Genomic DNA, 22641 nt, shown 5'->3' on the forward strand with positions numbered 1-22641 from the left:
TCCATGCCCGCCAGCGACGGCTGAGCCGATCGGTCTCGGAACCGACGGTTAACCCGACTTAATTCGGTTTAGGATGGACTCAAACCGCCGGAATCGGCGTTTGGCGCGTTACCCCTTCAAGGGGGAGTAGGTCGTCGGGACGGATGCGATGAACACCACGAAACTGCTCACGGTGCTGGTGGCAGCGCTGGTCGTCTCCGCGGGTGCGGGGGCGGTCACGGCCACAGGCGCGGAGAACAGTGATACGGCGTCCGACACGACGGTCGAGGCGTCCTACGACAACGGAACGGTGACGCTCAGCGTCACCCAGAACGGCAGCGCCGTCGAGAACGTCTCGGTCACGGCCAACGGCGAGGACGTCGGCGCGACCGACGCGAACGGGAGCCTGACGTTCGAGACGGACGCCACCGAGGAGCTCGAGATCGAGCTCGAAGGCGACGGGATCGAGCACGAGGTCGAGTACGTGATCGAGGACGGCGACCTCGTTCGCGAGTCCGACGAGGACGACGACGAGTCCGAGCTCGCGGCCGACGTGAGCTACGACAACGGCACCGTCGACCTGACGGTCACGCAGAACGGCAGCGCCGTCGAGAACGCCTCGGTCACGGCCAACGGCGAGGACGTGGGCACGACCGACGCGGACGGCACGCTCACGTTCGAGACGAACGCCAGCGAGGAGCTCGAGATCGGGATCACTGCCGGCGAGCAGGAGCTCGAACTCTCGTACACGATCGAGGACGGTGAGCTCGTCGAGGAGAGCGACGACGAGGCCGGCCCCGACGAGAACGCCTCCGACCGCGCGAAGAACGTCTTCGGCGTCATCCAGGGCTGGCTCGACGGCGATCAGGAGGAGAGCCTCGGCCAGCTGATTCAGGAGCAGCTCGACAACGGCAACGACGACGCCCCGGGTAACTCCGACGAGGCCCCGGGCAACTCCGGCGACGCGCCCGGCCAGTCTGATGACGAGAGCGACGACGAGGCGCCGGGTAACTCCGGCGACGCGCCCGGCCAGTCTGACGACGAGGGCGACGACGAGTCGGAGTCCGAGAGCGAGGCCGACGACGAGGACGATGACGACGAGGAGGACGACGAGGACGAGGACGGCAACCCCGGTAACGGGAACGGCAACAACTAACCGCTGAGTTGCGGTTCGGCGGCGCAGTGGGTTTCGCAGCCGCCCATCCTCCCGCAGGGAGGCGGCGGCCTCGGCGTGGACCGGCGGCGCGGACGATGGGGGTGCCCTCTGTCAGAGGCGGGGCATCGGGATGGCCGTCCCAGTCGTCGAGTGCACGTGTTGTCCGGTGCGACGCCGTCCACCGGTGTCGCCTTCTCCGAAGCTCGCGACCGCGAGCGGCGCGGCCGCCTACAGCAGGTACCGCTCGATCAGCCGCCGGTGTAGCGACGGTCGGCGGCTCTCACGCGGGTAGACCGTGACGGTCGTGCCGGCGGCCTGCGTGAACGGCCGCCCGCCGTCGGCGAGCGCCCCGCGGAGGCGGTGGTCGGCGCCGCGGCGGACGAGCAGGTCCGCCGCCGGCGGGCGCTGGTCGGTCGGGATCGACTCGGCCTCGACGGGGACGTCGAGCATCCCCGCGAGGTCGGTGCGGTACGCCTCCACCGACGCCGCGCGGTCGCCGTTGCCGTCGCCGGGGTACCACAGCGAGAGACCTCCGTCGTGGGCCTCGGCGACCGCCTCCGCGACGGTCACTGCCGTCGACGGGAACGGCGCGTTTTCGCCCGAAACGACCACCTTCTCCGGCGTCCGTGGGGCGGAGCTGTCGACCAGCAGCACGTCACACGGCGCGTGGCGGACCACCCAGTCGATGGGGTCGCCGATCAGCCGCGAGCGCAGGCGCAGCGGCTCGTGCTCGGCGACGATGGCGTCGACTCCCCGCCGCTCGGCGACGTTGACGATGGCGTGTTTGGTGTCGTGGCTGACGATCTCGTCGGCCTCGACGTCGACGCCGAGCCGTTCGCCGATCGTCTCCATCCGCCGCTCGAAGGAGCGGTCGTCCTCGGACTGGGCGGCGGCGTCCGCCGTCAGGGGCGCCTGATCGGGCACTTCTTCGAACCGCACGACGACGACCCGACCGTCGTCGGCGCGGACCTGATCGGCGCCGAGGGAGACGAGCGTCTGTATCCGGCGCTGGTCCATCCGTTTCGTGAGCGCGACGAGCACCTCGCGGGTCGCGTCGGCGGACTCGATTTCGGTGAGTCCCTCCTCGCTGACCTGCCGGCGGATCGCGCCCGTCGCGGCCCCCTCGCGGTCGACCCGCGGCCGGACGTAGGCGGCGTACCAGAGCACGCTCGCGACCGTGATGACGAGCGCGCCCGCCAGCGGCACGCGGCCCATCTGGGTCAGCAGGCCGACGCCGGTGACGGTGCCGAAGATCTGCATCCAGGGGTACAGCGGCGACGTGAACTCGGGCTCGTACTCGACGGTCCCCTCCCGGAACGCGATCACGGCGAGGTTGATCAGCGCGAACACCATGATCTGGAACGCGCTCGCGAGCTTGGCGATGTCGAGGATCGGCACGAACGCGATCAGCGCCAGCAGCACCGCGCCGGTGAGCGTGATGGAGTTGACGGGCGTCCCCAGCCGCTCGCTGATCGACGCCAGCGACGGCGGCGCGAGCTGGTCGCGGCTCATCGCGAACGGGTAGCGCGAGGAGGAGAGAATGCCCGCGTTGGCCGTCGACACCAGCGCGAGGATCGCCGCGAGGATCACCGCGATCACGCCGGCGCCGCCCAGCGTGACCGCCGCGGCGTCGGCGACCGGCGTGTCGGAGCCGGCGATCGTCCCGGGGTCGGTCACGCCGACCAGCACGGCGACGACGGCGACGTACAGCACGGTCGTGAACGCCAGTGAGCCGAGAATCCCCAGCGGGATGTTCCGGCCGGGATCCTCGACCTCCTCGGCGACGCTCGCGACCTTGGTCACGCCGGCGTAGGAGACGAACACCAGCCCCGTCGCCGCCAGCAGGCCGCCGATCCCGTCGGCGAAGAAGTTCGCGTAGTTCGCGGACTCGACGCTGGGGACGCTGCCGGCCGCGAACCACCCGAGCGCGGCCAGCATCACGACGACGATGGCGACCTGCAGGCGCCCGGTCTGCTTGGCGCCCACGAGGTTCACGAGGATCAACACGCCCGCCAGCCCGAGCGCGACGGGCTTCAGCGGGAGATCGAACAGTATCAGCAGGTAGGGAACGCCGCCGACAAGCGCCAGCGCGCCCTTGAACGAGAGCGAGAACCACGTGCCGACGCCCGCGATGGTGCCGAGCAGCGGTCCCATCCCCCGCTCGATGTAGATGTACGTCCCGCCGGCCTCGGGCATCGCGGTCGCCATCTCGGACTTCGACAGCGCCGCGGGCACGACGAGCACGCCCGCGAGCAGGTACGCGAGGATCACCGCGGGGCCGGCGATCTTCAGCGCCAGCGCGGGGAGGATGAAGATGCCGCTGCCGATCATGGCGCCGATGCTGATCGCAAGCACCGACGGGAGTCCGAGGTCGCGTTCGAGTTCCTTCATACGTGCTCGGAGACGGCCGTAGAGACGGCGCTTGTCGCGCAGACGACCTCGTGACCGGCGTCGGCGAACGGGTCGACGCGGTCGGGGCTGTTGACCAGGACGATCACCCGGGGCGTGTCGAAGCGGACCCGGATCGACTGGGCGAGCAGGAGGTTCCGCCGGTCGGACCGGGTCGCCACGACGACCGTCGACGCCGCCGGGATGCCGGCCTCGCGCAGCGCCGCCGAGTCGGTCGGGGAGGCCTCGACGGTCGGGATCCCGGGCGGATCGACCGTGTCGTCGACGAGCACGACGGCGTGGCCCGCCGCCTGTAGCTCTCGGCTGACTGCGGCGCCGACCGCGCCGTCGCCCAGTACGAACAGTTCGGCGTCGGTCGACCGCCCCGTCGGTGCGTCCGTGTCGGTAGAGATGTCACTCATAGTGGTGCGTGCCACCCGCTGTCCACGGGTGCTTACTCGACAGTAACGGTCGGAAGTGTATAAATTAGCGGTTTTCGATGACGGTCCGTCAAAATAGTGGCCGATTATTGCGGAAACGTCGCCAAGTCCGTTGGGTGGCGGGTGCGACCGACCGCTCCCCCGGCTGGATCGGGGGTTCTAAGGCGCTACCGGGCGTCGCGTCGGTAGCGATGAAAGACGGAGAGCTGGACGATGTGGACCGTCACATCCTCTACTACCTCCAGCAGGACGCCCGGGGCACCTCCTCCAGCGAGATCGCCGAGAAGCTGGACCTGTCGGCGAGCACCGTTCGCACCCGGATCAACAAGCTCGAGGAGTCCGGCATCATCCGCGGCTACCACCTCGACATCGACTACGACCTCGCGGGCTACCCGCTGTACACGAAGATCATCTGCACCGCCCCCATCCCGGACCGCGACGAGATGGCGAACGCGGCCCGGGAGATCGAGGGTGTCACCGCGGTCCGGGAGATCATGACCGGCGAGCGCAACGTCTACGTCAACACGATCGGCCGCGACCACGACGACCTCAACCGGATCAGCGAGGAGCTCGACGCGCTGGGGCTGGAGATCGTCGACGAGCAGATCATCCGCGACGAGTACGTCTGCCCGTACCACGGGTTCCTCGACGGCGGTCCCGACGAGTAGCGAAGCCGATCACGGTGAGTGACCTGCCGGAACCACCGTGTTCCGGCCACGGAGCCGATGCCGTGGTCGTGTCCGTCCACGCCGACGTAGCCGGATTTTTCTCCCCGCCCGCCGAGTGGGGTGTATGGACCGACTCCCCGACGTGACCCCGGAACCGGGCACGATCGAGACCCGCGAACTGGTGGTCGACGACGACGCCCTCGTCAAGGCCTTCTTCCTCGGCCCCGGCGCCGAACTCGACGCCCACGACCACCCCGAGAGCCTGAACGTGTTCCACGTCCTCGCCGGCACCGTGACCGTGATCCAGGCGGACGAGGAGGAAGCGATCGACGCGCCGGGCGTCGTCGCCCACGAGCGCGGCGTCGCCCACGGCGCGCGCAACGACACCGACGGGACCGCCGTCTTCACCGCCACGCTCGCACCCCTGCCCTGATGGTCCGGTTCGACTACCACACCCACACGAACTACTCGGACGGCCACTTCATCCCGGGGATGGTCCGGGCCGCGGAAGCGGCCGGACTCGACGGGATCGGCTTCGCCGACCACTGCAACGTCACCGCGGAGGGCGACGCCCGGCGGCGCCTCGACGGCCTCGGGTTCGCGCTCGACGAGACGTACCACCGACGCCGCGAGGGGATCGAGTGGATCCGCACCGAGACCGACATCACGGTGTACGACGCCGTCGAGATGGACTACGTCCCGGGCCGGGAGGCCGAGATCGCCGAATTCCTCGACGAGGCGGCGTTCGACTACGCGATCGGCAGCGTCCACTCCGTCGACGGCGACGACGTGCAGTGGTCGGCGAACTTCGCCGACCTGACCGACGAGCAGCGCCGCGCGGTCGTCGACGGCTACTACGACAACCTCGCCGCGCTGGCGGAGTCGGAGCTGTTCGAGATCGCCGCCCACGCCGACCTCGTCGAACGGACGCCCGAACTCCGGGGCTACTCGACGGCCGACCACTACGCACAGGTCGCCGACGCGTTCGCGGACTCGGCGACGGTGCCGGAGATCAACGCCGGCCGCGTACTGGACGACTACGGCGAGTTCCACCCCGCGCCCGACCTGCTCGACACGCTGCTGGACCGCGATATCGAGTTCGTCGTCGGCAGCGACTCCCACCAGCCGGCGGAGATCGGCCGCCGGATCGACGCGCTGGAGACCCACTTCGACCACCTCGGGGTCGAACCGGCGACGCTGTCGCTCTGAGTTCGGGTTCCGCCACCGCAGGGTTGACACGCCCCCGGCCCCCCGATCCGGTCATGCAGGAGATCCCCCGACTCGGCTTCGGCACCTACGAGAACGACGACCCCGAGCAGTGCGCCGAGAGCGTTCGGACCGCGCTCGACGCCGGCTACCGGCACGTCGACACCGCCCAGAGCTACGGCAACGAGAGCGCGGTCGGTGACGGCATCGCCGCCAGCGACGTGGACAGCGAGGACGTCTTCGTCGCGACGAAGCTCTCGACGGAGAACCTCGCGTACGACGACGCCGTCGAGACCGCCCGCGAGAGCGCCGACCGGCTGGGCGTCGACACGATCGACCTGCTGTACGTCCACTGGCCGATCAACAGCTACGACCCCGAGGGGACGATCGAGGCGCTGAACGACCTCTACGAGGACGGCGTGATCGACGCCGTGGGGCTGTCGAACTTCCGCGTCGACCAACTCAACGACGCGCTGGATCGGCTGGAGCCACGGCTCGCGGCCCACCAGGTCGAGTGCCACCCGATGCTCCCGCAGGACGACCTCCGGGCCCACGCGGTCGACCACGACTACGCGCTGGTGGCGTACTGCCCGATCGCGCGGAATCAGGTCGCGGACGTCGAGCCGATCCGGGAGATCGCCGAGAAGCACGACGCCACGCCCGCGCAGGTGAGCCTCGCGTGGCTGCTCGAGAAGGAGAACGTCGCCGCCATCCCGAAGGCGACCGGCGAGAGCCACATCCGGGAGAACTGGGAAGCCCGGGAGCTGGATCTCGACGACGAGGACGTGGCCGCCATCGACGGAATCGACGAGCGCCACCGCATCGTCGACTTCGACGCGGCGCCCTGGAACCAGTAGCGCCGTCGCGCTCCTTATGCCCGAGAACGCACAAGTGGGGAGTATGTCCCTCTCGACGCTCGCTCGACCCCCCGTCGCCGACCGACCGCGTCGATCAGCGGGGCGACAATGAGGCGCTCGGAGTTCCCCGGCCGGCGCGACGACGGGCCGGACCCCCCCGACCCGACGCCCGTCCCCGACGCGGACGAGGTGCCGTTCGACGCCGCGGTGCTCCAGCAGGTGGCAGGGGGCGAGGGCGTCGACCCGCGGACGCTCCCGGAGCTGCTGGGTCGGGTCGAGGCACACCTGACGGACAGCCGGGCGTCGCTCCGCCGGCAGTTCGAGTCGCCGTACAGCGACGACCGCCGCGAGCTGTTTTTCGTCCCGCCGGACTACTGGGAGGGGGTGGCGTCGGCGCTCTCGCTGACGCCACAGGAGGAATTGACGGTCCGGCAGGCACACGAGCGACAGCTCCTCCGGATCGGCGCCGAGACGCGCCGCGGGAGCGAGTTCGACGCCGCGCTGGACATCCGGACCGCGGTGGTCGTCGGGCGGGAGTAGCGTCGTCGTCGGCGATACACCCCTACGGCATCGAGTTCTGTGGCCGCGAGCCGGAGCTCGCGGCAGGTCACGCGCCGTGGGTGGTTACACACAGTCACGGCATCGAGTTCCGGGAGAGCGACACGGGGGTCGCTCTCGGTCACGCGCTGTGGAAGGGCACACACAGTCACGGCGTCAAGCTCCGTGGCCGCGAGCCGAAGCTCGCGGCAGGTCACGCGCCGTGACTGGCTACAACCGCCGCTCGAGGAACTCCCCGATCAGCCCGAACGCCCGCACTTTCTGCTCGGCGTCGGAGCTTCCGTGGCCCTCCTCCTCGAGTTCCTCGTACTCGAAGTCGCCGTCGGGACCCTCCTCCCAGCCGCGGTCGAGCAGCGCGTCGCGGAACACGCGCGCCTGTGAGACCGGGCAGCGCGGGTCGTTGACGCCGTGGACGACGAACACCGGCGCCTCCATGTTTCCGACGTGGGTAATCGGCGAGCGCTCCCGCCAGAGGTCGGCGTTCTCCTCGGGGTCGCCGAGTTGCTGTTCCAGCGTCGCCTTGAAGTGCGGCATCGACTCCTCGTACAGCAGTTCGAGGTCGGTGATGCCGATCCACGCCACCCCGGTCTTCCAGATTTCGGGGTGCATCGTGAGCTGGCAGTACGCCGAGTAGCCGCCGTAGGAGCCGCCGAACACCGCGAGCCGGTCCTCGTCGACGAACTCGCGGTCGCCCAGCCAGCGGCCGCCGGCGGCGATGTCCTCCTGTTCGGCGCCGCCCCAGTCGCCGAGGATCGCCTGCTGGAACTCCCGGCCGCGGCCGACCGAGCCGCGGTAGTTCGGGAGCAGCACCGAGTAGCCCTCGCTCACGAGGAACTGGGCGTAGAGGTCGAACGACTGCATCGACTGGCCGTGCGGGCCGCCGTGGACCTTCACGACGCCGGGGGTCTGTTCATCTTCACTCCCATCGGGGCGATCCCGCGCGTCGTACAGCAGCGCGCCGATCTCCAGTCCGTCTGCGGACTCGTAGGTGACGTACTCGGCGTCGACGAACGCGTCGGGATCGATGTCGCCGTAGTCGGGTTCGATCAGCGTCTCGGTCGCGCCGTCGTCGTACGCCAGCAGCGACGAGCGCGTGTCGGGCGTGGTCTGGGTGAAGACGGGGCGGCCGTCGGCGAGGAAGTGCTCCCCGCCCGCCAGCGAGGCGACGCCCTCCGCGAGGTCGAGCGTCTCGGACTCGCCGCTCTCGAGGTCGTAGACGATCGGCGCGCGGCCGGCGTTCTCGCTTCGCAGGGCGTACGCGTGGTCGCCGTCGGGACCGAACGCCTGCGGCGACTCCTCGGCGTCGCCGCCGCTGAGCCACCGAACTTCGTCGCTTTCCAAGTCGTACACGCCGGCGTTGGTGAAGTCCTCCGTGTCGTCGCGGACGAGCAGGCGCTCGCCGTCGGGGTGCCAGTCGACCGCGGCGGTCTGCGAGCCCGTCTCGCCAATGTCGAGCCGGCGGCTCTCGCCGGTCTCGAGGTCCATCACGTACGCGTCGCGGTTCTCCATCGCCTCTGTCTCGTTGGTCGTGTAGGCGATCCGGTCGTCGTCGGGCGCGAAGCTCCCGCCACGGACCGGCTCGTCGTTCTCGGTCAGCTGTTCGGACTCGCCGGCCGCGGGGTCGAACAGGTAGAGGTTCATCTGCTCGCCCTCGTCGCTGGCGTAGAGCAGGCGGCCGTCGTCGGCGACGTCCTGCAGCGACGCCTGCCCGGGCGTCTCGATCACCGGCTCGGCGTCGCCGTCGAGGTCGATCGCCCAGATGTCGTTCTGTTCGTCGCCGTCGTCGTCGAGGTGGAACAGCACCTCCTCGCCGTCGGCACCCCACGCGATCGGCCAGCGCGCGGCGCGGGGGACCTCGCCGTCGCTGATCTGTCGGCGCTCGCCGGTCTCGACGTGCTGGACGTACAGCTCGTTCCGGCCGGTGCCGTCGTAGTAGAACGCGATGCGTTCGCCGTCCGGCCCCACGCGGGGGTGGTGGAACTCGGGGAGGCGGGCCAGCTCTTCGGGGGTGAACCGTTTCTTGCCGCTCATCGTCCACGAGTGCGGCGGCTCCCTGAAAGCTCCTGTGAACCCGGTGAAACTACGCGTCGTCGTTCCCGTCGGCGTCGGGTTCGTCGGCATCTGCCCCGTCGGCAGCGTTCCCATTAGCGTCGTTCCCCGCGGCGACCTGCGAGCCGCTCGGGGGGTTCTCCGCCGCAGCGATTCGCTGCTGTGCGTGGGCGATGCGCTCGACGGCGACGACGAGGCGGTAGAACAGCCACAGCACGAACGCCGCGACCGCCAGCCAGACGACGGTGTACAGGAGGAACCCGAGAGCCCCGACGGCGCCACCGAAACCAAACAGCCCCGCGAGGAGCAGGACGGCCAGCACGACGACGCCGGCGGTGATCAACAGGCCACTGTTCTCCGAGAGGGTGGAGGGCTCGGACATGGCCGACCGTTCCGTCGCGACCCGGATAAACCCACCCGCCGACGACCGGGGGACACAACGGCTTTGGGCGGCTCGCCCCACCCACGGCTATGGACCGTCGCTGGCTCCCGATCGCGGTTGTGGCCGTCGTCCTCGCCGCCTCGTTCGTGCCGGGCGGCGGTGGCGGCGGTACCGTCGGCCCAGTCGGCGTCGACAAGCTCCTCCACGTCCTCGGCTACGCGGCGCTCGCGGCGGCGAGCCTGTTCGCGATTCGCTCGCGAACGCTCCGGACGATGCTCGCCGTGCTCGTCGTCGTGACCGTATTCGGCGGCGCCGTCGAACTCCTGCAGGGGTTCGTTCCGGGGCGGACGGTGTCCGGACTCGATCTGGTCGCCGATGCGGTCGGCGCGGTGGCGGGCGTCGCGGCGTGGCGGCTGTTCGCGTCGCCCGCGTGGGTCGACGACGCGCGGTCGTAGCGTCCCGGCCTGTCGAAGCCGTTTTCCCCGTGCCCGGCCCAGTTCGGCCATGAGCAGCGAGCCGACGCCCGAAGTGTACGAGCGCGGGCGGGGGATGGACGCGCACAATCAGGTGATGCGCGACATCCGCGCGGAGAACGACCAGAGCTACGACCCCCGCGAGCCGACCCGGGTGTGGATCGACGAGGACAACACCCCCGACGGGGTGTACCAGAGCCTGACGATCATCCTCAACACCGGCGGCTGTCGCTGGGCCCGTGCCGGCGGCTGTACGATGTGTGGCTACGTCGCCGAGTCCGTGGAGGGCGGCAGCGTGAGCCACGACGCGCTGATGGACCAGATCCAGTACTGTCTCGACCACGAGGCCGAGGAGGCCGACGGCGAGTCGGGGCTGGTGAAGATCTACACCTCCGGCTCGTTCCTCGACGAACGAGAGGTGCCAGCCGAGACCCGGCAGGCGATCGCCAAGACGTTCGCGGACCGGGACCGCATCGTCGTCGAGTCGCTGCCGGACTTCGTCGACCGCGAGAAGGTCCGGGAGTTCACCGAGCAGGGGCTGGAGACCGACGTGGCGGTGGGGTTGGAGACCGCGACCGACCGCGTGCGTCACGACTGCGTGAACAAGTACTTCGACTTCGCGGACTTCGAGGAGGCCTGCGCGGAGGCGCGGGCCGGCGACGCCGGCGTGAAGGCGTACCTGCTGATGAAGCCGCCGTTCCTCTCGGAGCAGGAGGCGCTGGAGGACATGAAGTCGAGCGTCCGGCGCTGTGGCGCCGTCGACGGCTGTCACACCGTCTCGATGAACCCCTGTAACGTCCAGCGCTACACGATGGTCGACGAACTGTTCTACGAGGGGGGCTACCGGCCGCCGTGGCTCTGGTCGGTCGCGGAGGTGCTGCGGACGACGACGGACGTGGACGCGATCGTGGTGTCCGATCCGGTGGGTCACGGGAGCGACCGCGGCCCGCACAACTGCGGCGAGTGCGACGACCGCGTCCAGCGCGCGATCAAGGACTTCGACCTGCGGCAGGACCCCTCGGTGTTCGAGCAGGTGGAGTGTGAGTGTGAGTTCACATGGGAACTGGTGCTCGAGGAGGAGGCGTCGTACAACATGCCGCTGGCTCGGTAGTAGTCGGTTTCGGGTTTGGTTGGGTCTGGATAGCTTTTTGCGTGTTTTCAACTCTCGAGACCGCGAACAGCAACAGCATCTCCATCGTAGACCACTTGTGACCGCACCGCCCCGCACAGCCCTCACCGCTCGCGGGTCGCTCTGCTCCCCGCTCGCTTCGAGGCGGTTTGCCTCGCCTCCGGCGAGTTTTCCCGCCTCGCTTCCTCCCCAGCCGACTCCCTCCTTCGCTTCGCTCAGTCGGTCGTCCCTCGCGCTGACTCGCCCACGGAGGGGCTCGCGCTTCGCGCCGACAGCCGCGGCGGTGCGGTCGCGGTGGACGCCTCGCGGCGGCCAATCGTCGGCCGCCGCGGGGGGAGGGGTGGGGACTCGGCGCTGTGCCGGGCCTCGTGCCCGGCACACTGCGGTCGCAAGTGGTCTAGCGTCGAGATGACGTTGCTGCCGCGGTGGCTGTTCCAGCGGTCACCAACCGAGAGCCCGCTTACGCGAACTCCTCGGCGATCACGTCGTCCACGCCGACCGGTCCCGCAGTCAGCTCCAGCTCCTCACAGAACGCGACCAGACCCTCGTACATCTCCCGATCCTGCGTCAGATCCGGCGTGAAACAGTCGAGCGTCGCCTCGGTGATCCGGTCCATCAGCTCCGGATGCTCCTCGCGGATCTCCGGGTGCCGATCGAACAGGATCTCGGCCGCCTCCCGGCCCTCCTCCACGGTGTCGGCGACGCCCCGCCGGGTCGCGCGGACGAACCGCCGCACCTGCTCGGGCTCGTCTTCGATTTTCGTGTCCGAGGCGGTGAGCACGAGGCGGTTGAAGTCCGGGACGCCGTAATCCGCCAACTCCCAGAGCCCGGTATCGAACCCGCGGTGGCGGCTCTCGACGATCTCGAAGTTGTGGAAGGCGAGAAACGCCGCGTCGGCGTCGCCGTCGATCAGCGCGTCGGTGTGGTAGAACCCCCGATCGACGGGCTCGATGTCGGCCGCCGTCAGGTCGCTCCCGGCCTGCTGAGCCATGTAGGCGACCATCTTCCGCCCGCCCTCGCCCGGCGCGCCGGGGTAGTTCAGCCGGACCCCCGGCTCCATGTCGGCCGGCGACTCCCAGCCGCGGCTCTCGGGATACTGGATCCCGCCGCGGGTCTCGAGGAACGTGGCGATCCCCTGTACCGGGACGCCCGCCGAGCGGTCCGGGACGAGGTGGATCGGCTCGGTGATCGCGTAGTCGAGTTCGCCGTCGGCCAGCATCTCCAGCGTGTCGTAATGCTCCTCTGGCTCCCAGAACGCCAGTTCCAGCCCCTCCTCCTCGTAGTAGCCCCGCTCGTCGGCGACGAAAAACGGGACGTGGTCGGGGTTCAGAAACCACTCCAGTCCGAGTTCGATCGTCTCCATACCTCGGCCCTGTGACGCCACGGTGATATAAGTTGGTGGTATCACTGAAGAATATTCTGCTGTCGGGCGGGCGATACCGACACGTGATCGAACGACGGAGAAGCGAAGGAGTCGCTACGCGAACCCTTCCAGCACGCCCTGCCCGTCCGTACTGCCGCCGAGTTCCGCCAGCGCGGCCCGCTCGGGGTGGGGCATCAACACGGCGACGGTCTCGCGCTCGCCCAGCACGCCCGCGACGTTCCCCGTCGAGCCGTTGGGGTTCGCGGCGTCGGTCACGTTCCCGTCGGCGTCGCAGTAGCGGAACAGCACGCGATCCTCGTTGACCAGTTCGTCGTACCGCTCGGCCTCGATCTCGAACCGCCCCTCGCCGTGGGCGATCGGCAGCGAGAGCACCGCGCCCTCGTCGTACGCCGCGGTCCACGGCGTGTCGGCGTTCTCCACGCGCAGGTAGACGTCCTCACACTGGAACCGCGCGCTGGCGTTCGTGGTGAACGCCCCCGGCGTGAGCCGGCTCTCGCTGCCGATCTGGGCGCCGTTGCAGACGCCGAGCACGGGCGTCCCGTCCTCGGCGGCCGCCCGCACCTCGTCCATGATCGGCGAGTGGGCGGCCATCGCGCCTGCCCGGAGGTAGTCGCCGTAGGAGAAGCCGCCGGGGAGGACGACGCCTTCCGTATCCGCGGGCAGGCCGTCCTCGTGCCAGACGCGCTCGGCGTCGACGCCGATCCGGTCGAGCGCGCGCACGGCGTCGCGGTCGCAGTTCGAGCCGCCGAACTGCACCACAGCAATCGTCATGCGCTCTGCTCCTCCACGACCACGTCGTAGTCGTGGAGCGTGGGGTTCGCGAGCAGCCGCCGCGCCATCTCGTCGGCGCGCTCGGCGGCGCTGTCGGCGTCGTCGGCGTCCAGATCCACCTCGAACTGGTCGGCCGAGCGCAGATCCGAGAGCTCGAACCCCAGCCGTTCGAGGGTCTTCTGGGTCGTCTCGGCCTCCGGGTCGAGCACGCCGCGCTTCAGCCGCACCGTCACCGTCGCGGTGTAGGCGGTCATCGCGTGGGTATGTTCGTCCGTGCGTAAAAGGGGTTGTGGTCGTCGACGTATATACACGCTCGTGGATACTCCCCTGCGCCGGCCCGGGCTCGGAGAAACCCCCCTCGATTGCCGGCAGCCGTAGGGTTGGAGTCGAGGGGACCGTGAGACGACCTGATGGCGACCCGAGTCCGGGACGCGTCGAGGGAGGCGGCGACGGTGGTTGGCCTCGTCAGCGGCTCGCAGTACGTCAACCACGCGTATCTCGTGCTCTTCCCGCCGATACTCGGCACGCTCTCGACGGAGTTCGAGGTGTCGCTGGCGATGCTCGGCATCGCTATCGGGGTACAGGGGGCTGCCAACACCGTGTTCCAGCTACCCTTCGGCTGGCTCGCCGACGCGCGGGACCGGACCATCGCGTTCGCGCTCTCCTCCGTCGCGGGCGCGCTCGGGGTGCTCGCAGTCGCGCTCGCGCCGAACTTCCCGATGCTCGTCCTCGGGCAGGTGCTCGTCGGGGTCGGCGTCGGCGGCCACCACCCCGCCCACTACCCGCTGCTCTCGGACGCCACCCCGGACGGGCTCCGCGGCCGGGCGTTCTCGGTGTACGGCGTCGGCGGGGCGCTCGGCTTCGCCACGCCGCCGGTCACGTTCACGCTGTTCACTGACGCCGGCCTGACGTGGCGCCACGCCGTCGGCGCTATCGGCGCCGTCGGCCTCCTCTACGCGGTCGTCGCCACCGTCGTCCTCCGGTCCGTCGTCGGCGACGACGTGACGGGGCCGAACGTCGATGCCGGGACGACGGGGGAGAAGGAGTCGCTCTCGACCCGGGCCGTCGCGGCCCTGCGCGCGCTGGCGAACTCGCCCGGTATTCTGGGGCTCACGCTGCTCGCGCTGCTCACTTCGACGGCGTCGTGGGGCGTGAACACCTACGCCGTCGTGTTCCTCGACAGGGCGTACGACGTCCCCTCGGAGACGGCGAACCTCGCGCTCACGGGGATGTTCGTCGTCGGCGCGGTCGCGATCGTCCTCGGCGGCGACCTGACCGACCGGATCGCTCCCGGCCCCGTGATGGTGGGGAGTTTCGCCGCGGTCACGGGGTTCGTGGCGCTGTTGGCGTCCGGCCTCGTCACGGCAACAGTGGCCGTCGGTGCTCTGCTCGGCGTCGGCGCCGCCCGCAGCCTCGCCGGCCCGGCACGGGACGGGCTGACCGACGCGCTCTCGGCCGACGACACCGTCGGGACGAACTTCGCGGTAGTCAGCGTCGGCGTGATGCTCGGCAGCGCGATCGCGCCGCCGGCGTTCGGCTACATCGTGGACGTGACCGGTCCGAGCGCGGCGTTCGGCGCGATCGGTATCGTCGCCCTCGCGGGCACCCTCGTGACGGTGTGGCTGGCGGCGGCCGTCGCGGAGTGACCGCGGCCGCAGGAACCGCTGGAACGCTTTTCAGGCTCAAGCAGCTACCGTCGACCGTGGCACGGCGCCGGTCCCTCGGCTACTACGACAAGATCTTGATCGCCATCGCGGCCAGCCTCGCCGGCGGATCGGCGGTGGGCGCAGCCACCGCCGTCGAGTTCCGACTCGGTCTGCTCGCCGGCGCCCTCCTCGCGACGGTGTTCGTCTACGACGCGACGCTGCGGAACCCACCCCGGCCGCCGTCGTCGTCGCGGCAGACGATGGCGATGGTCGGCTGGCACCTGCTGCTCGCGATCCTGTTGCTCCCGGACCTGCTCTGACACCGAGTCAGCCGACTCGATACACTCCGCTGTCGCTGTCCCGGATTCTCACGACGAACACGGCGCCGTCCGTGGTGTCGACGGCGTTACAGCTCCCGGACCGCGTCGACTGCCTCGTCGATCCCGGGGGCCTCGAACCACTCTCGGCCCGTGTAGGCGTTCGTCCCCGCGGCATACATCTCGCCGGCGACCTCACGCACGTCGGCGGGTAGTTCGTCGGGCGACTCCTCGCAGAAGGACTTCCAGTCGGCGACGCCCTCCGCGGCGGCGACGGCTTTGGCGTCCTTCACCGCGGCGACCCAGTCGGGGTCGTAGGACTTGTAGAACTGCCGGAGCACCTCCTTCGACAGTTCCTGCCCGTCGTAGGCGAAGCGGTTCTCGTCGAACGTCCCCGCCACGTCGGCGACGCGGATCTCGCCGTCGACCCAGAGACACTCGATCTTCCCGTCCTCGTGGACGAACCCCCGCTCTTCGGCGCGCTCGGTGATCACCTCGTTCACCGCCAGCGCGGTCTCCCGCAGGTCGTCGAGGTCGGCGCGCCCGGCGATCGTGTCGGCCTCGCTTTCGTCGAGGTAGCGGTCCTGCTCCTCGAACTTCGTGGAGAACTCCACGATCGGCTCGGGCAGCGAGACGGCCTTGTCGGGCCAGCGGTGGCGGTCGAGTCCAACGTCCTCGGGCTGCTTCCGGGTCCGGAGGCTGGAGCCGACGGGCACCTCGTTCCGGAAGACGATTTCGAGGGGGACGAGGTAGTGGCTCCCGGCGCTCGCGTGGAAGGCGTCGTAGTCGTAGCCGTCGGCGCCGTGGGGGAGTTCCGGGACGACCGTGAGGTCGATCGCCATCTGCCGCGGCGGGCCGGAGACGCCGTCGAGCTCGTCCGTCGGCGGCGCGTCGACGCCGGCGTCCGCGGGGTCGACCACGCCGCGGTAGTGGGTCGGCACGCCCGCGTCGGCGAGGCGCTCGAAGTTGTCCGCGCCCATCGTACAGAGGCTCCGCCCCTTCTCGGGGATCGTGTCGGGCATCGGTCCCCAGTCGAACACGGAGTAGTCGTCGGTGAACACGAACCGCCCCCGGCCGAGTTCGTCGTCGGTCGGCTCCCGGTCGACGCGGAACTCCTTGACGCTGGTCACACGCTGAGGGGAGGCGGGAGCGACCTTCAATCTTCACATCGGTGGGCAGGACCCCACTGTTTCGCGTGGAGGTATGCACGGTCGTGGTTCGACTGGCGACGACCCGGCCGGGGTCGCCCGCACCGCGCGGTTTTTCACGCTCGGCCGTTCCAACCCTGTATGACCACGGCGGCGGACCTCGACGACGGGGCCTTGGAGTTCGAGCACGTCCCCGAGAGCGACCAGTCGTTCGAGAACGCGCTCGCGAAAGCCGCCGACGGGAAGCGACTGAGCGTCGACGACGCCGTCGAACTGCTGACGACGGGCACCGAGTCGTCGGGCATCGACCCCGCGCGCAAGGAGCGCGTGCTCGAACTCGCGGACCGCCGGCGCGCCGAGGAGGTCGGCGACACCGTGACGTTCGTCGCGAACCTCAACAACAACGTCACGACCGCCTGCAACACCGGCTGCCTGTTCTGTAACTTCAAGAACCCCGACGACGCGTTCGAGGTCGACGCCGACGTCGAGCACTCGGGGTTCACCAAGACGCCGGCCGAGAGCCGCGAGGCGGTGCGGGACGGCCTCGAACGCGGCATCTACGAGGTCACCTCCGTCTCCGGCCTCCACCCCGCGTTCGCGCTCGATCAGGACCACCGCGAGATTCTCGAGAACTACGACGATCCGGCGCGGACGGTGAACTACAAGCCGCCAGAGCGCTACGAGACCGATCCCGGGACGTACGTCGAGCAGATGGAGGCGATGTCGGTCGGCGGCGTCCACCTCCACTCGATGACGCCGGAGGAGGCGTACCACGCCCGCCGCGGGACCGAGCGCTCCTACGAGTCGATCTACGGCCGACTCCGCGAGGCGGGGCTGGATTCCGCTCCCGGCACCGCGGCGGAGATTCTGGTCGACGAGGTTCGGGAAGTGATCTGCCCGGGGAAGATGGACACCGGCGAGTGGGTCGACGCGATGGAGGGCGCCGCCGCGGCGGGCCTGCCCGTCACCTCGACGATGATGTACGGCCACGTCGAGAACGAGATGCACCGCGCGAAACACCTCAAGGTGATTCGCGACCTGCAGGACCGCACGGGCGCGATCACGGAGTTCGTCCCGCTCTCCTTCATCCACCAGAACACCCCGCTGTACGAGGCGGGCGTCGTCGACGGCGGCGCCAGCCGCGACGAGGACGAACTGCTCGTCGCGGTCGCGCGCCTCTTCCTCGACAACGTCGAGCACATCCAGTCCTCGTGGGTCAAGTCCGGCGACGAACACGGCCTCAAACTCCTGAACTGCGGTGCCGACGACTTCATGGGCACCATCCTCTCCGAGGAGATCACCAAACGCGCCGGCGGCGAGTACGGCGAGTTCCGCAGCGTCGCCGACTACGTCGAGATGGTGGGCGCGATCGGTCGCCCGCTCGCCGAACGCTCGACCGACTACGAAGAAACGCGACGCGTCGAGATGGACGGTGGCCCGTACGGCCCGAAACTGGGACCGAAAGCCGACGGGACGCCGCTGCTGGACTGAACTAGGCCTCGGCGGCGTGCTGGGTCACGTCGATCTCGCCGGTGAGCTGGCGGTAGACGTACGGCATGTCGATCCCCTCGTCGTCGAAGCGCTCCTTCACCGCCTGGACCGCCTCGCTGCGGACCGCGACGTAGTCGCCGCGGTCGGGGTCGTCGATCCAGAACCGCGCCTGGATGCCGACCGCGGAGTCGCCGAGTTCCGTCACGCGGGTGGTGACTTCCGGGTCCGTGAGTACGCCGTCGACCGCGCTGATTTCGTCGACGATCACCTCGCGGGCGAGTTCGATGTCGTCGTCGTAGCCGATGCCGAACACGAACTTCTGTCGGAGCTTCTCGTAGGCGACGGGGTTGGTGATCGCGTTGTTCGCGAGGTCGCCGTTCGGGACGGTGATGCGCTCGTTGTCGAACGTCCGGACCGTCGACACCCGGAGATCGATCTCCTCGACGCGGCCCGCGTTGCCGTCCCACTCGATCCAGTCGCCCACCTCGAACGGCTTGTCCTTGATGATGAACACGCCGGCGACGAAGTTGCCGACGAGGTCCTGCGCGGCGAAGCCGAGCGCGAGCGCGAGCGCGCCCGACAGCGTCGCCGCGGCGGTGAGGAAGCTGGGGAAGCCGGCGGCCATGAACGCGACCGCGACCGCGGCGAACAGCACCAGCGCGTTGGCGGCACTCTTGGTCAGCCCGCGCAGCGCCTCGGTGAAGCCGCGGGCCCGCAACACGCGGAGCAGCAGCGGTATCAGGAGGAGACGACCGATCAGCATCGTGACGAGGAAGCCGGCGACGAACGCCAGCGCCCGGCCGGCCAGCGCCGACAGCGAGACGCCGAACAGCTCGCCGCTCAGCCCGAACTGCAGCGCGGTGAGTGTCTGCATACGCGACGGCACGAGCGCCCGTCGCAAAGAGCTACTGGCCTCGGATCGCGCGGTGAGCGAGCGATACTACTCCGGGGTCGAGAGCGGCCCCTCTCGGCGAGCGACCGCCCGGAACCGGCGGCCGTGTACGTCGTCGTCGGCGACGCGCTCCCGGACCGGCGCCGGCAGCCACTCGCCGCCGTTCGCGGGCGGGTCGGCGGGGCGTCCGTCGAACCCCTCTCTACGCAAATCTGCCGGGAGGTAGCGGTCGTACGTGGGGAGTCGTTCGTACAACGGGACACCCGCGCCGTCGGCGATATCACCCAGTTCGCGCAGTGCGGGCCACTCGTAGTCGGGGTTGATGTAGTCGTCCGTGATCGGCGAGACGCCGCCGAGGTCGTCGACGCCGCAGTCGAGCAGGTCGCGGGCCGGCGAGAGGTTCGGCGGCACCTGCACCGAGATTTCTTCGGGGAGCGCGGCGCGGGCCATCGCGACCGTCCGCCGCATCGTCCCGAGGTCGGGCTTTTCGAAGTCGGATCGCTCGTTCGGGACGACGTTCTGAACGATCACCTCCTGCACGTGGTCGTAGCGCTCGTGGAGTTCTCTGATCGCGAGCAGGCTCTCGGCGCGGTCACGCCAGTCCTCGCCGATACCGACGAGGATGCCCGTGGTGAACGGGACGCCCAGTTCGCCGGCGTTCTTGATCGTGTTGAGCCGCTGGCCGGGCGTCTTGCGTCGCCCGCCCGAGTGGGCGCGCACGTCCGCGGTCGTCTCCAGCATCACGCCCATCGAGGCGTTCACGTCGGCGACCTCGGCCATCTGCTCGCGGCTCTGGTCGCCGGGGTTAGCGTGGGGGAGCAGCCCCTCCTCCAGCGCGATCTCGCAGGCCTCGCGGAGGTACTCGTGGATCGAGTCGTGGCCCCACTCGGCCAGTCGGTCGTGGATCGCGGTGTAGCGGTCGTCGGGGTCGTCGCCGAACGTGAACAGCGCCTCCGTACAGCCCGCGTCGGCGCCGATGCGGCACTCCTCGCGGATCTCCGCGGGCGACATGAGGTCGGCCTCGCCCGGCACGTCGTAGTACGTGCAGTAGGTGCAGGTGTAGCGGCAGGCCGTGGTGAGCGGGATGAACACGTTCCGGGAGAACGTCAGCGCGTCGGCGGCCTCAACGTCGTCGGGCGTCACGTCGAGCAGGCGGTCGATCTCGTCGTCGCTGATCGACACGTCGATATCGTACTCGTCGGCGCCCGGGATCACGCCCGGAGGTGGCGGGGCGACGGGTATGAAGGTTTCCAGAAGAGGGGAGCCGCGGCGTGAGGACCGACCGGCGTCAGTCGTCGCGTGGCTCCCGGTCCGGTTCGTCGTCCCCGCCGAAGATGCGCCGCGAGATCGGCGTGCCGCCGGTCACGTCGGCGACCTGCTCGCGCTTGACGAGCCGCTTTTTCAGCACGTCGTAGCAGAACAGCCCCGTGCCGCCGATGAGCAGGAGGTCACCCGGCAGCCGCGCCCAGAACAGCGTCTGAATGATGTCACGGCTGTAGAACGCCAGCGAGCGCCCGGCGTCGTACCCCTGCGTGAACACCGTCTCGAGCTGGAGGAAGCCGACCGGCACGTCGCCGATCAGCACCATCCACGCGAGGCCGATGTTCCACAGCCAGAACGCACGCTTCAGGTTCGTCGGGTCCCACTTCCCGGGCTTCGTAGTGAACCGGAGCATGTACGTCGCCATCCCCAGCGCGAGGAAGCCGAAGGCGCCGAACATCGCCGCGTGGGCGTGGGCGACGGTGAGGAACGTACCGTGCTCGTAGTAGTTCACCAGCGGGAGGTTGATGAAGAAGCCGAGCACGCCGGCGCCGACGAAGTTCCAGACGCCGGAGGCGACGATGAACATGAACGGCAGCGTGTAGTGGAACTCCTCGCCGGAGGTGGCGTAGGTGCGGTACTCCTCGGTGGCCTCGAAGAGGATGAACACCAGCGGGATGAACTCCAGCGTGGAGAACACGCTGCCGATGGGGACCCAGTACTCCGGCAGCCCGATCCACCAGTAGTGGTGGGAGACGCCGATGATCCCCGACCCCATCACCAGCAGCGCCTCGACCATCACGGCCTTCTCGGCGCTGGCCCGCGAGAGGAGGTTCATCGACACCAGCGTGAGGCCGATGACGGCGACGATGAAGAACTCGAACACGCCCTCGACCCACATGTGGACGACCCACCAGCGCCAGAACTCCGTCACCACCATCGACGTCGTCGGCGTGTACAGCATGCTCGCCGTGAACAGCAGGCCGATGGAGGCGCCGGCGTAGAGGATCAGGTGGGCCAGCCCGTATCGGGACTCCCGGTCCAGCAGCGGCTTGAACCCGCGGGCGACGATGAACGTCCAGAGCGCGAAGCCGAGCAGGAGGCCGACCTGCCAGAGCCGGCCGATCTCGAGGTACTCCAGTCCCTCGTTGCCGACGATCCACCAGAGGTCCCCGTCGAAGTAGCCGTGGGAGCCGAGCCAGATGCCCGCGAACCCGCCGACGACCACGACGAACAGCGCCCCAAGCAGGACGTTGACCAGCGATTTCTGTCCGTCCGGCTCCTGCCCGGTGAACAGCGCCGGGAGGAACAGGCCGATCCCGATCCACAGCGTGGTGATCCACAGCACCGCGAGGTCGATGTGCCACGCCTTGGTGATCGAGAACGGGATCAGGTAGAGGACGTTCACCCCGAGCGCGTCGGCGATGCCGTAGAAGCCGCCGCGCTCGATGTAGTAGTGGGCCATCATCCCGCCCAGCAGCACCTGCGCGAGGAACAGCAGGGCGGCGACCGGGATGAACCGCGCGGCCGCGAACTGGCTGGGGTACATGTTGGTCTCCTCGGGCGGCGGCACGTCCAGCCCGTCGGCCTCCGGTTCGGGCAGTTCGAGCGCGCGGTAGAGCCAGATGCCGATGCCCGCGCCGGCGACGAGAATGATCATCGCGACGACGCTCCAGGTCATCGCGGACACCGGCGGGGTGTTGCCGGCGGCCTCGTTGTACGGCCACTCGTTGGTGTAGGAGATCTCCCCGCCCGGGCGGTCGACCGCGGAGAACCAGGCGGTCCAGAGCGCGAAGTCGGCGAAGCGTTCGGCCTCGGCCTCGCTTCCGACGAAGTTCGACGGGATCCCGTGTTCGCGGGAGCCGTCGTGGTAGCGGTCGACGTACTCCGCGCGGACCTGCCGGAACGCGTACGCCTCGGCGGCGGTCAGTTCGACGGTGTCGCCGAACTCGCCGTTCTCGATCTGTCGCTTGACGGCGTCGTCCACGACGGCCCGCTCGGACGCGTCGAGCTCTGCGTATTCAGTCCCGTACCGCTCCCGGGCGACGTACTCCCGCATGTGCCGGGTCATGCGGTCCAGCGCGTCGGCCGTGTAGTCGGAGTCGAAGTACGCGCCGTTGCCCAGGATCGACCCTTGGTTCATCAGCCCGTTCCGCTGGAACACCGCCTTCCCCTCGGTGATCTGTTCGTCGGTGGTCACGACGTCGCCGTCGGGACCGACGAACTGGTCGGGCCGGTCGGGGGACTGCTGGTACGCGAGAAAGGCCCCACCCGACATCACGACCAGATTGATCACGAAGACGACGACGAGTGCTCGCGCGAGCGTCTGTCGTGACACCTGCATGGGTCACCGTCGAAGCGGAACCCACTTCTAACTGGTTCCGGGCGTCAGTCCGTGGGAATCCCGTCGTTACACTCCTGTACGGCGACGCGTTACGCGGTTCGCG

Annotated in this window: 22 protein-coding genes; 11 read left to right on the forward strand and 11 right to left on the reverse strand. The window is 69.4% G+C overall.

Annotated features, from left to right (window positions below; all coding sequences use genetic code 11):
* Nucleotides 1-148: 148 nt before the first annotated feature.
* Nucleotides 149-1135 (forward strand): hypothetical protein, encoded by a 987-nt coding sequence (locus ACYQZ5_RS01710; RefSeq protein ID WP_379731190.1) that lies wholly within the window; start codon nucleotides 149-151, stop codon nucleotides 1133-1135.
* Between the two features lie 228 nt (nucleotides 1136-1363).
* On the opposite strand, the gene ACYQZ5_RS01715 is transcribed toward ACYQZ5_RS01710, so the two are convergent.
* A complete protein-coding gene (locus tag ACYQZ5_RS01715) occupies nucleotides 1364-3526 on the reverse strand; it encodes an amino acid permease (protein ID WP_459844918.1) in 2163 nt (720 codons plus the stop codon).
* Nucleotides 3523-3945: an NAD-binding protein gene (locus tag ACYQZ5_RS01720; RefSeq protein WP_379817914.1), complete on the reverse strand. Its 423-nt coding sequence runs from the start codon at nucleotides 3943-3945 to the stop codon at nucleotides 3523-3525. Before ACYQZ5_RS01720 ends, ACYQZ5_RS01715 begins: the two co-directional genes overlap by 4 nt.
* A 209-nt stretch (nucleotides 3946-4154) precedes the next feature.
* On the opposite strand from ACYQZ5_RS01720, the gene ACYQZ5_RS01725 reads away from it, so the two are divergent.
* The 5 genes from ACYQZ5_RS01725 to ACYQZ5_RS01745 all read left to right on the forward strand — a co-directional run bounded on the left by ACYQZ5_RS01725 (nucleotide 4155) and on the right by ACYQZ5_RS01745 (nucleotide 7234).
* Complete coding sequence (locus tag ACYQZ5_RS01725) at nucleotides 4155-4631, forward strand: Lrp/AsnC family transcriptional regulator (RefSeq protein ID WP_379731266.1); 477 nt, start codon at nucleotides 4155-4157, stop codon at nucleotides 4629-4631.
* A gap of 124 nt (nucleotides 4632-4755) precedes the next feature.
* A complete protein-coding gene (locus ACYQZ5_RS01730) occupies nucleotides 4756-5064 on the forward strand; it encodes a cupin domain-containing protein (RefSeq protein WP_379731265.1) in 309 nt (102 codons plus the stop codon).
* A complete protein-coding gene (locus tag ACYQZ5_RS01735; RefSeq protein ID WP_379731264.1) occupies nucleotides 5064-5840 on the forward strand; it encodes a PHP domain-containing protein in 777 nt (258 codons plus the stop codon). The genes ACYQZ5_RS01730 and ACYQZ5_RS01735 overlap by 1 nt, the downstream gene beginning before the upstream one ends.
* Before the next feature lie 53 nt (nucleotides 5841-5893).
* Nucleotides 5894-6694: an aldo/keto reductase gene (locus tag ACYQZ5_RS01740; RefSeq protein ID WP_379731263.1), complete on the forward strand. Its 801-nt coding sequence runs from the start codon at nucleotides 5894-5896 to the stop codon at nucleotides 6692-6694.
* A gap of 108 nt (nucleotides 6695-6802) precedes the next feature.
* Complete coding sequence (locus ACYQZ5_RS01745; protein WP_379731262.1) at nucleotides 6803-7234, forward strand: DUF8048 family protein; 432 nt, start codon at nucleotides 6803-6805, stop codon at nucleotides 7232-7234.
* A 228-nt stretch (nucleotides 7235-7462) separates the two neighbouring features.
* Here ACYQZ5_RS01745 and ACYQZ5_RS01750 read toward each other — a convergent pair whose 3' ends face one another.
* Both ACYQZ5_RS01750 and ACYQZ5_RS01755 read right to left on the reverse strand, forming a co-directional pair.
* Nucleotides 7463-9283 carry a S9 family peptidase gene (locus ACYQZ5_RS01750; protein WP_379731261.1) on the reverse strand — a complete coding sequence of 607 codons (1821 nt, stop codon included), beginning with the start codon at nucleotides 9281-9283 and terminating at the stop codon, nucleotides 7463-7465.
* 49 nt (nucleotides 9284-9332) lie between these two features.
* Nucleotides 9333-9683 (reverse strand): DUF8066 domain-containing protein, encoded by a 351-nt coding sequence (locus tag ACYQZ5_RS01755; RefSeq protein WP_379731260.1) that lies wholly within the window; start codon nucleotides 9681-9683, stop codon nucleotides 9333-9335.
* Between the two features lie 89 nt (nucleotides 9684-9772).
* Here ACYQZ5_RS01755 and ACYQZ5_RS01760 point away from each other — a divergent pair, with 89 nt between their 5' ends.
* Nucleotides 9773-10138 (forward strand): VanZ family protein, encoded by a 366-nt coding sequence (locus ACYQZ5_RS01760; RefSeq protein ID WP_379731259.1) that lies wholly within the window; start codon nucleotides 9773-9775, stop codon nucleotides 10136-10138.
* A 49-nt stretch (nucleotides 10139-10187) separates the two neighbouring features.
* Nucleotides 10188-11267, forward strand: coding sequence for an archaeosine biosynthesis radical SAM protein RaSEA (locus tag ACYQZ5_RS01765; protein WP_379731258.1), 1080 nt, complete (start codon nucleotides 10188-10190; stop codon nucleotides 11265-11267).
* Nucleotides 11268-11745: 478 nt separating this feature from the next.
* On the opposite strand, the gene ACYQZ5_RS01770 is transcribed toward ACYQZ5_RS01765, so the two are convergent.
* From ACYQZ5_RS01770 to purS, 3 genes are all read right to left on the reverse strand, one after another.
* Nucleotides 11746-12648, reverse strand: coding sequence for an ABC transporter substrate-binding protein (locus ACYQZ5_RS01770; RefSeq protein WP_379817905.1), 903 nt, complete (start codon nucleotides 12646-12648; stop codon nucleotides 11746-11748).
* A gap of 114 nt (nucleotides 12649-12762) precedes the next feature.
* Nucleotides 12763-13440, reverse strand: coding sequence for a phosphoribosylformylglycinamidine synthase I (gene purQ / locus ACYQZ5_RS01775; protein ID WP_459844924.1), 678 nt, complete (start codon nucleotides 13438-13440; stop codon nucleotides 12763-12765).
* Complete coding sequence (purS, locus tag ACYQZ5_RS01780) at nucleotides 13437-13694, reverse strand: phosphoribosylformylglycinamidine synthase subunit PurS (protein ID WP_379733183.1); 258 nt, start codon at nucleotides 13692-13694, stop codon at nucleotides 13437-13439. The genes purQ and purS overlap by 4 nt, the downstream gene beginning before the upstream one ends.
* Nucleotides 13695-13850: 156 nt before the next feature.
* On the opposite strand from purS, the gene ACYQZ5_RS01785 reads away from it, so the two are divergent.
* Together ACYQZ5_RS01785 and ACYQZ5_RS01790 are read left to right on the forward strand one after the other, a co-directional pair.
* Nucleotides 13851-15086: an MFS transporter gene (locus tag ACYQZ5_RS01785; protein WP_459844928.1), complete on the forward strand. Its 1236-nt coding sequence runs from the start codon at nucleotides 13851-13853 to the stop codon at nucleotides 15084-15086.
* Nucleotides 15087-15142: 56 nt separating this feature from the next.
* Complete coding sequence (locus ACYQZ5_RS01790) at nucleotides 15143-15406, forward strand: DUF8015 family protein (RefSeq protein WP_379732088.1); 264 nt, start codon at nucleotides 15143-15145, stop codon at nucleotides 15404-15406.
* A gap of 86 nt (nucleotides 15407-15492) precedes the next feature.
* Here ACYQZ5_RS01790 and ACYQZ5_RS01795 read toward each other — a convergent pair whose 3' ends face one another.
* Nucleotides 15493-16533, reverse strand: a complete 1041-nt coding sequence (locus ACYQZ5_RS01795; protein ID WP_379732087.1) for a phosphoribosylaminoimidazolesuccinocarboxamide synthase — start codon at nucleotides 16531-16533, stop codon at nucleotides 15493-15495.
* A 159-nt stretch (nucleotides 16534-16692) separates the two neighbouring features.
* Between ACYQZ5_RS01795 and cofH the strand changes: the two genes are divergently transcribed.
* On the forward strand, nucleotides 16693-18042 hold the full coding sequence (cofH, locus tag ACYQZ5_RS01800) for a 7,8-didemethyl-8-hydroxy-5-deazariboflavin synthase subunit CofH (RefSeq protein ID WP_379732086.1): 1350 nt from the start codon (nucleotides 16693-16695) through the stop codon (nucleotides 18040-18042).
* Between the two features lies 1 nt (nucleotide 18043).
* Here cofH and ACYQZ5_RS01805 read toward each other — a convergent pair whose 3' ends face one another.
* From ACYQZ5_RS01805 to ACYQZ5_RS01815, 3 genes are all read right to left on the reverse strand, one after another.
* Complete coding sequence (locus ACYQZ5_RS01805; RefSeq protein WP_379817897.1) at nucleotides 18044-18916, reverse strand: mechanosensitive ion channel family protein; 873 nt, start codon at nucleotides 18914-18916, stop codon at nucleotides 18044-18046.
* Between the two features lie 66 nt (nucleotides 18917-18982).
* Nucleotides 18983-20149, reverse strand: a complete 1167-nt coding sequence (gene cofG / locus ACYQZ5_RS01810; protein WP_459844933.1) for a 7,8-didemethyl-8-hydroxy-5-deazariboflavin synthase subunit CofG — start codon at nucleotides 20147-20149, stop codon at nucleotides 18983-18985.
* 73 nt (nucleotides 20150-20222) lie between these two features.
* Entirely contained in the window at nucleotides 20223-22538 is a 2316-nt protein-coding gene (locus ACYQZ5_RS01815; RefSeq protein WP_379732040.1) for a nitric-oxide reductase large subunit, read from the reverse strand.
* Nucleotides 22539-22641: the final 103 nt, after the last annotated feature.

It is taken from the genome of Halolamina salina (assembly GCF_054653455.1).

Bases quoted from the DNA above. Each gene is read 5' to 3' on its own strand.
- ACYQZ5_RS01710 (WP_379731190.1), top strand. From the start codon at position 149: ATGAACACCACGAAACTGCTCACGGTGCTGGTGGCAGCGCTGGTCGTC.
- ACYQZ5_RS01715 (WP_459844918.1), bottom strand. From the start codon at position 3,526: ATGAAGGAACTCGAACGCGACCTCGGACTCCCGTCGGTGCTTGCGATC.
- ACYQZ5_RS01720 (WP_379817914.1), bottom strand. From the start codon at position 3,945: ATGAGTGACATCTCTACCGACACGGACGCACCGACGGGGCGGTCGACC.
- ACYQZ5_RS01725 (WP_379731266.1), top strand. From the start codon at position 4,155: ATGAAAGACGGAGAGCTGGACGATGTGGACCGTCACATCCTCTACTAC.
- ACYQZ5_RS01730 (WP_379731265.1), top strand. From the start codon at position 4,756: ATGGACCGACTCCCCGACGTGACCCCGGAACCGGGCACGATCGAGACC.
- ACYQZ5_RS01735 (WP_379731264.1), top strand. From the start codon at position 5,064: ATGGTCCGGTTCGACTACCACACCCACACGAACTACTCGGACGGCCAC.
- ACYQZ5_RS01740 (WP_379731263.1), top strand. From the start codon at position 5,894: ATGCAGGAGATCCCCCGACTCGGCTTCGGCACCTACGAGAACGACGAC.
- ACYQZ5_RS01745 (WP_379731262.1), top strand. From the start codon at position 6,803: ATGAGGCGCTCGGAGTTCCCCGGCCGGCGCGACGACGGGCCGGACCCC.
- ACYQZ5_RS01750 (WP_379731261.1), bottom strand. From the start codon at position 9,283: ATGAGCGGCAAGAAACGGTTCACCCCCGAAGAGCTGGCCCGCCTCCCC.
- ACYQZ5_RS01755 (WP_379731260.1), bottom strand. From the start codon at position 9,683: ATGTCCGAGCCCTCCACCCTCTCGGAGAACAGTGGCCTGTTGATCACC.
- ACYQZ5_RS01760 (WP_379731259.1), top strand. From the start codon at position 9,773: ATGGACCGTCGCTGGCTCCCGATCGCGGTTGTGGCCGTCGTCCTCGCC.
- ACYQZ5_RS01765 (WP_379731258.1), top strand. From the start codon at position 10,188: ATGAGCAGCGAGCCGACGCCCGAAGTGTACGAGCGCGGGCGGGGGATG.
- ACYQZ5_RS01770 (WP_379817905.1), bottom strand. From the start codon at position 12,648: ATGGAGACGATCGAACTCGGACTGGAGTGGTTTCTGAACCCCGACCAC.
- purQ (WP_459844924.1), bottom strand. From the start codon at position 13,440: ATGACGATTGCTGTGGTGCAGTTCGGCGGCTCGAACTGCGACCGCGAC.
- purS (WP_379733183.1), bottom strand. From the start codon at position 13,694: ATGACCGCCTACACCGCGACGGTGACGGTGCGGCTGAAGCGCGGCGTG.
- ACYQZ5_RS01785 (WP_459844928.1), top strand. From the start codon at position 13,851: ATGGCGACCCGAGTCCGGGACGCGTCGAGGGAGGCGGCGACGGTGGTT.
- cofH (WP_379732086.1), top strand. From the start codon at position 16,693: ATGACCACGGCGGCGGACCTCGACGACGGGGCCTTGGAGTTCGAGCAC.
- ACYQZ5_RS01805 (WP_379817897.1), bottom strand. From the start codon at position 18,916: ATGCAGACACTCACCGCGCTGCAGTTCGGGCTGAGCGGCGAGCTGTTC.
- ACYQZ5_RS01815 (WP_379732040.1), bottom strand. From the start codon at position 22,538: ATGCAGGTGTCACGACAGACGCTCGCGCGAGCACTCGTCGTCGTCTTC.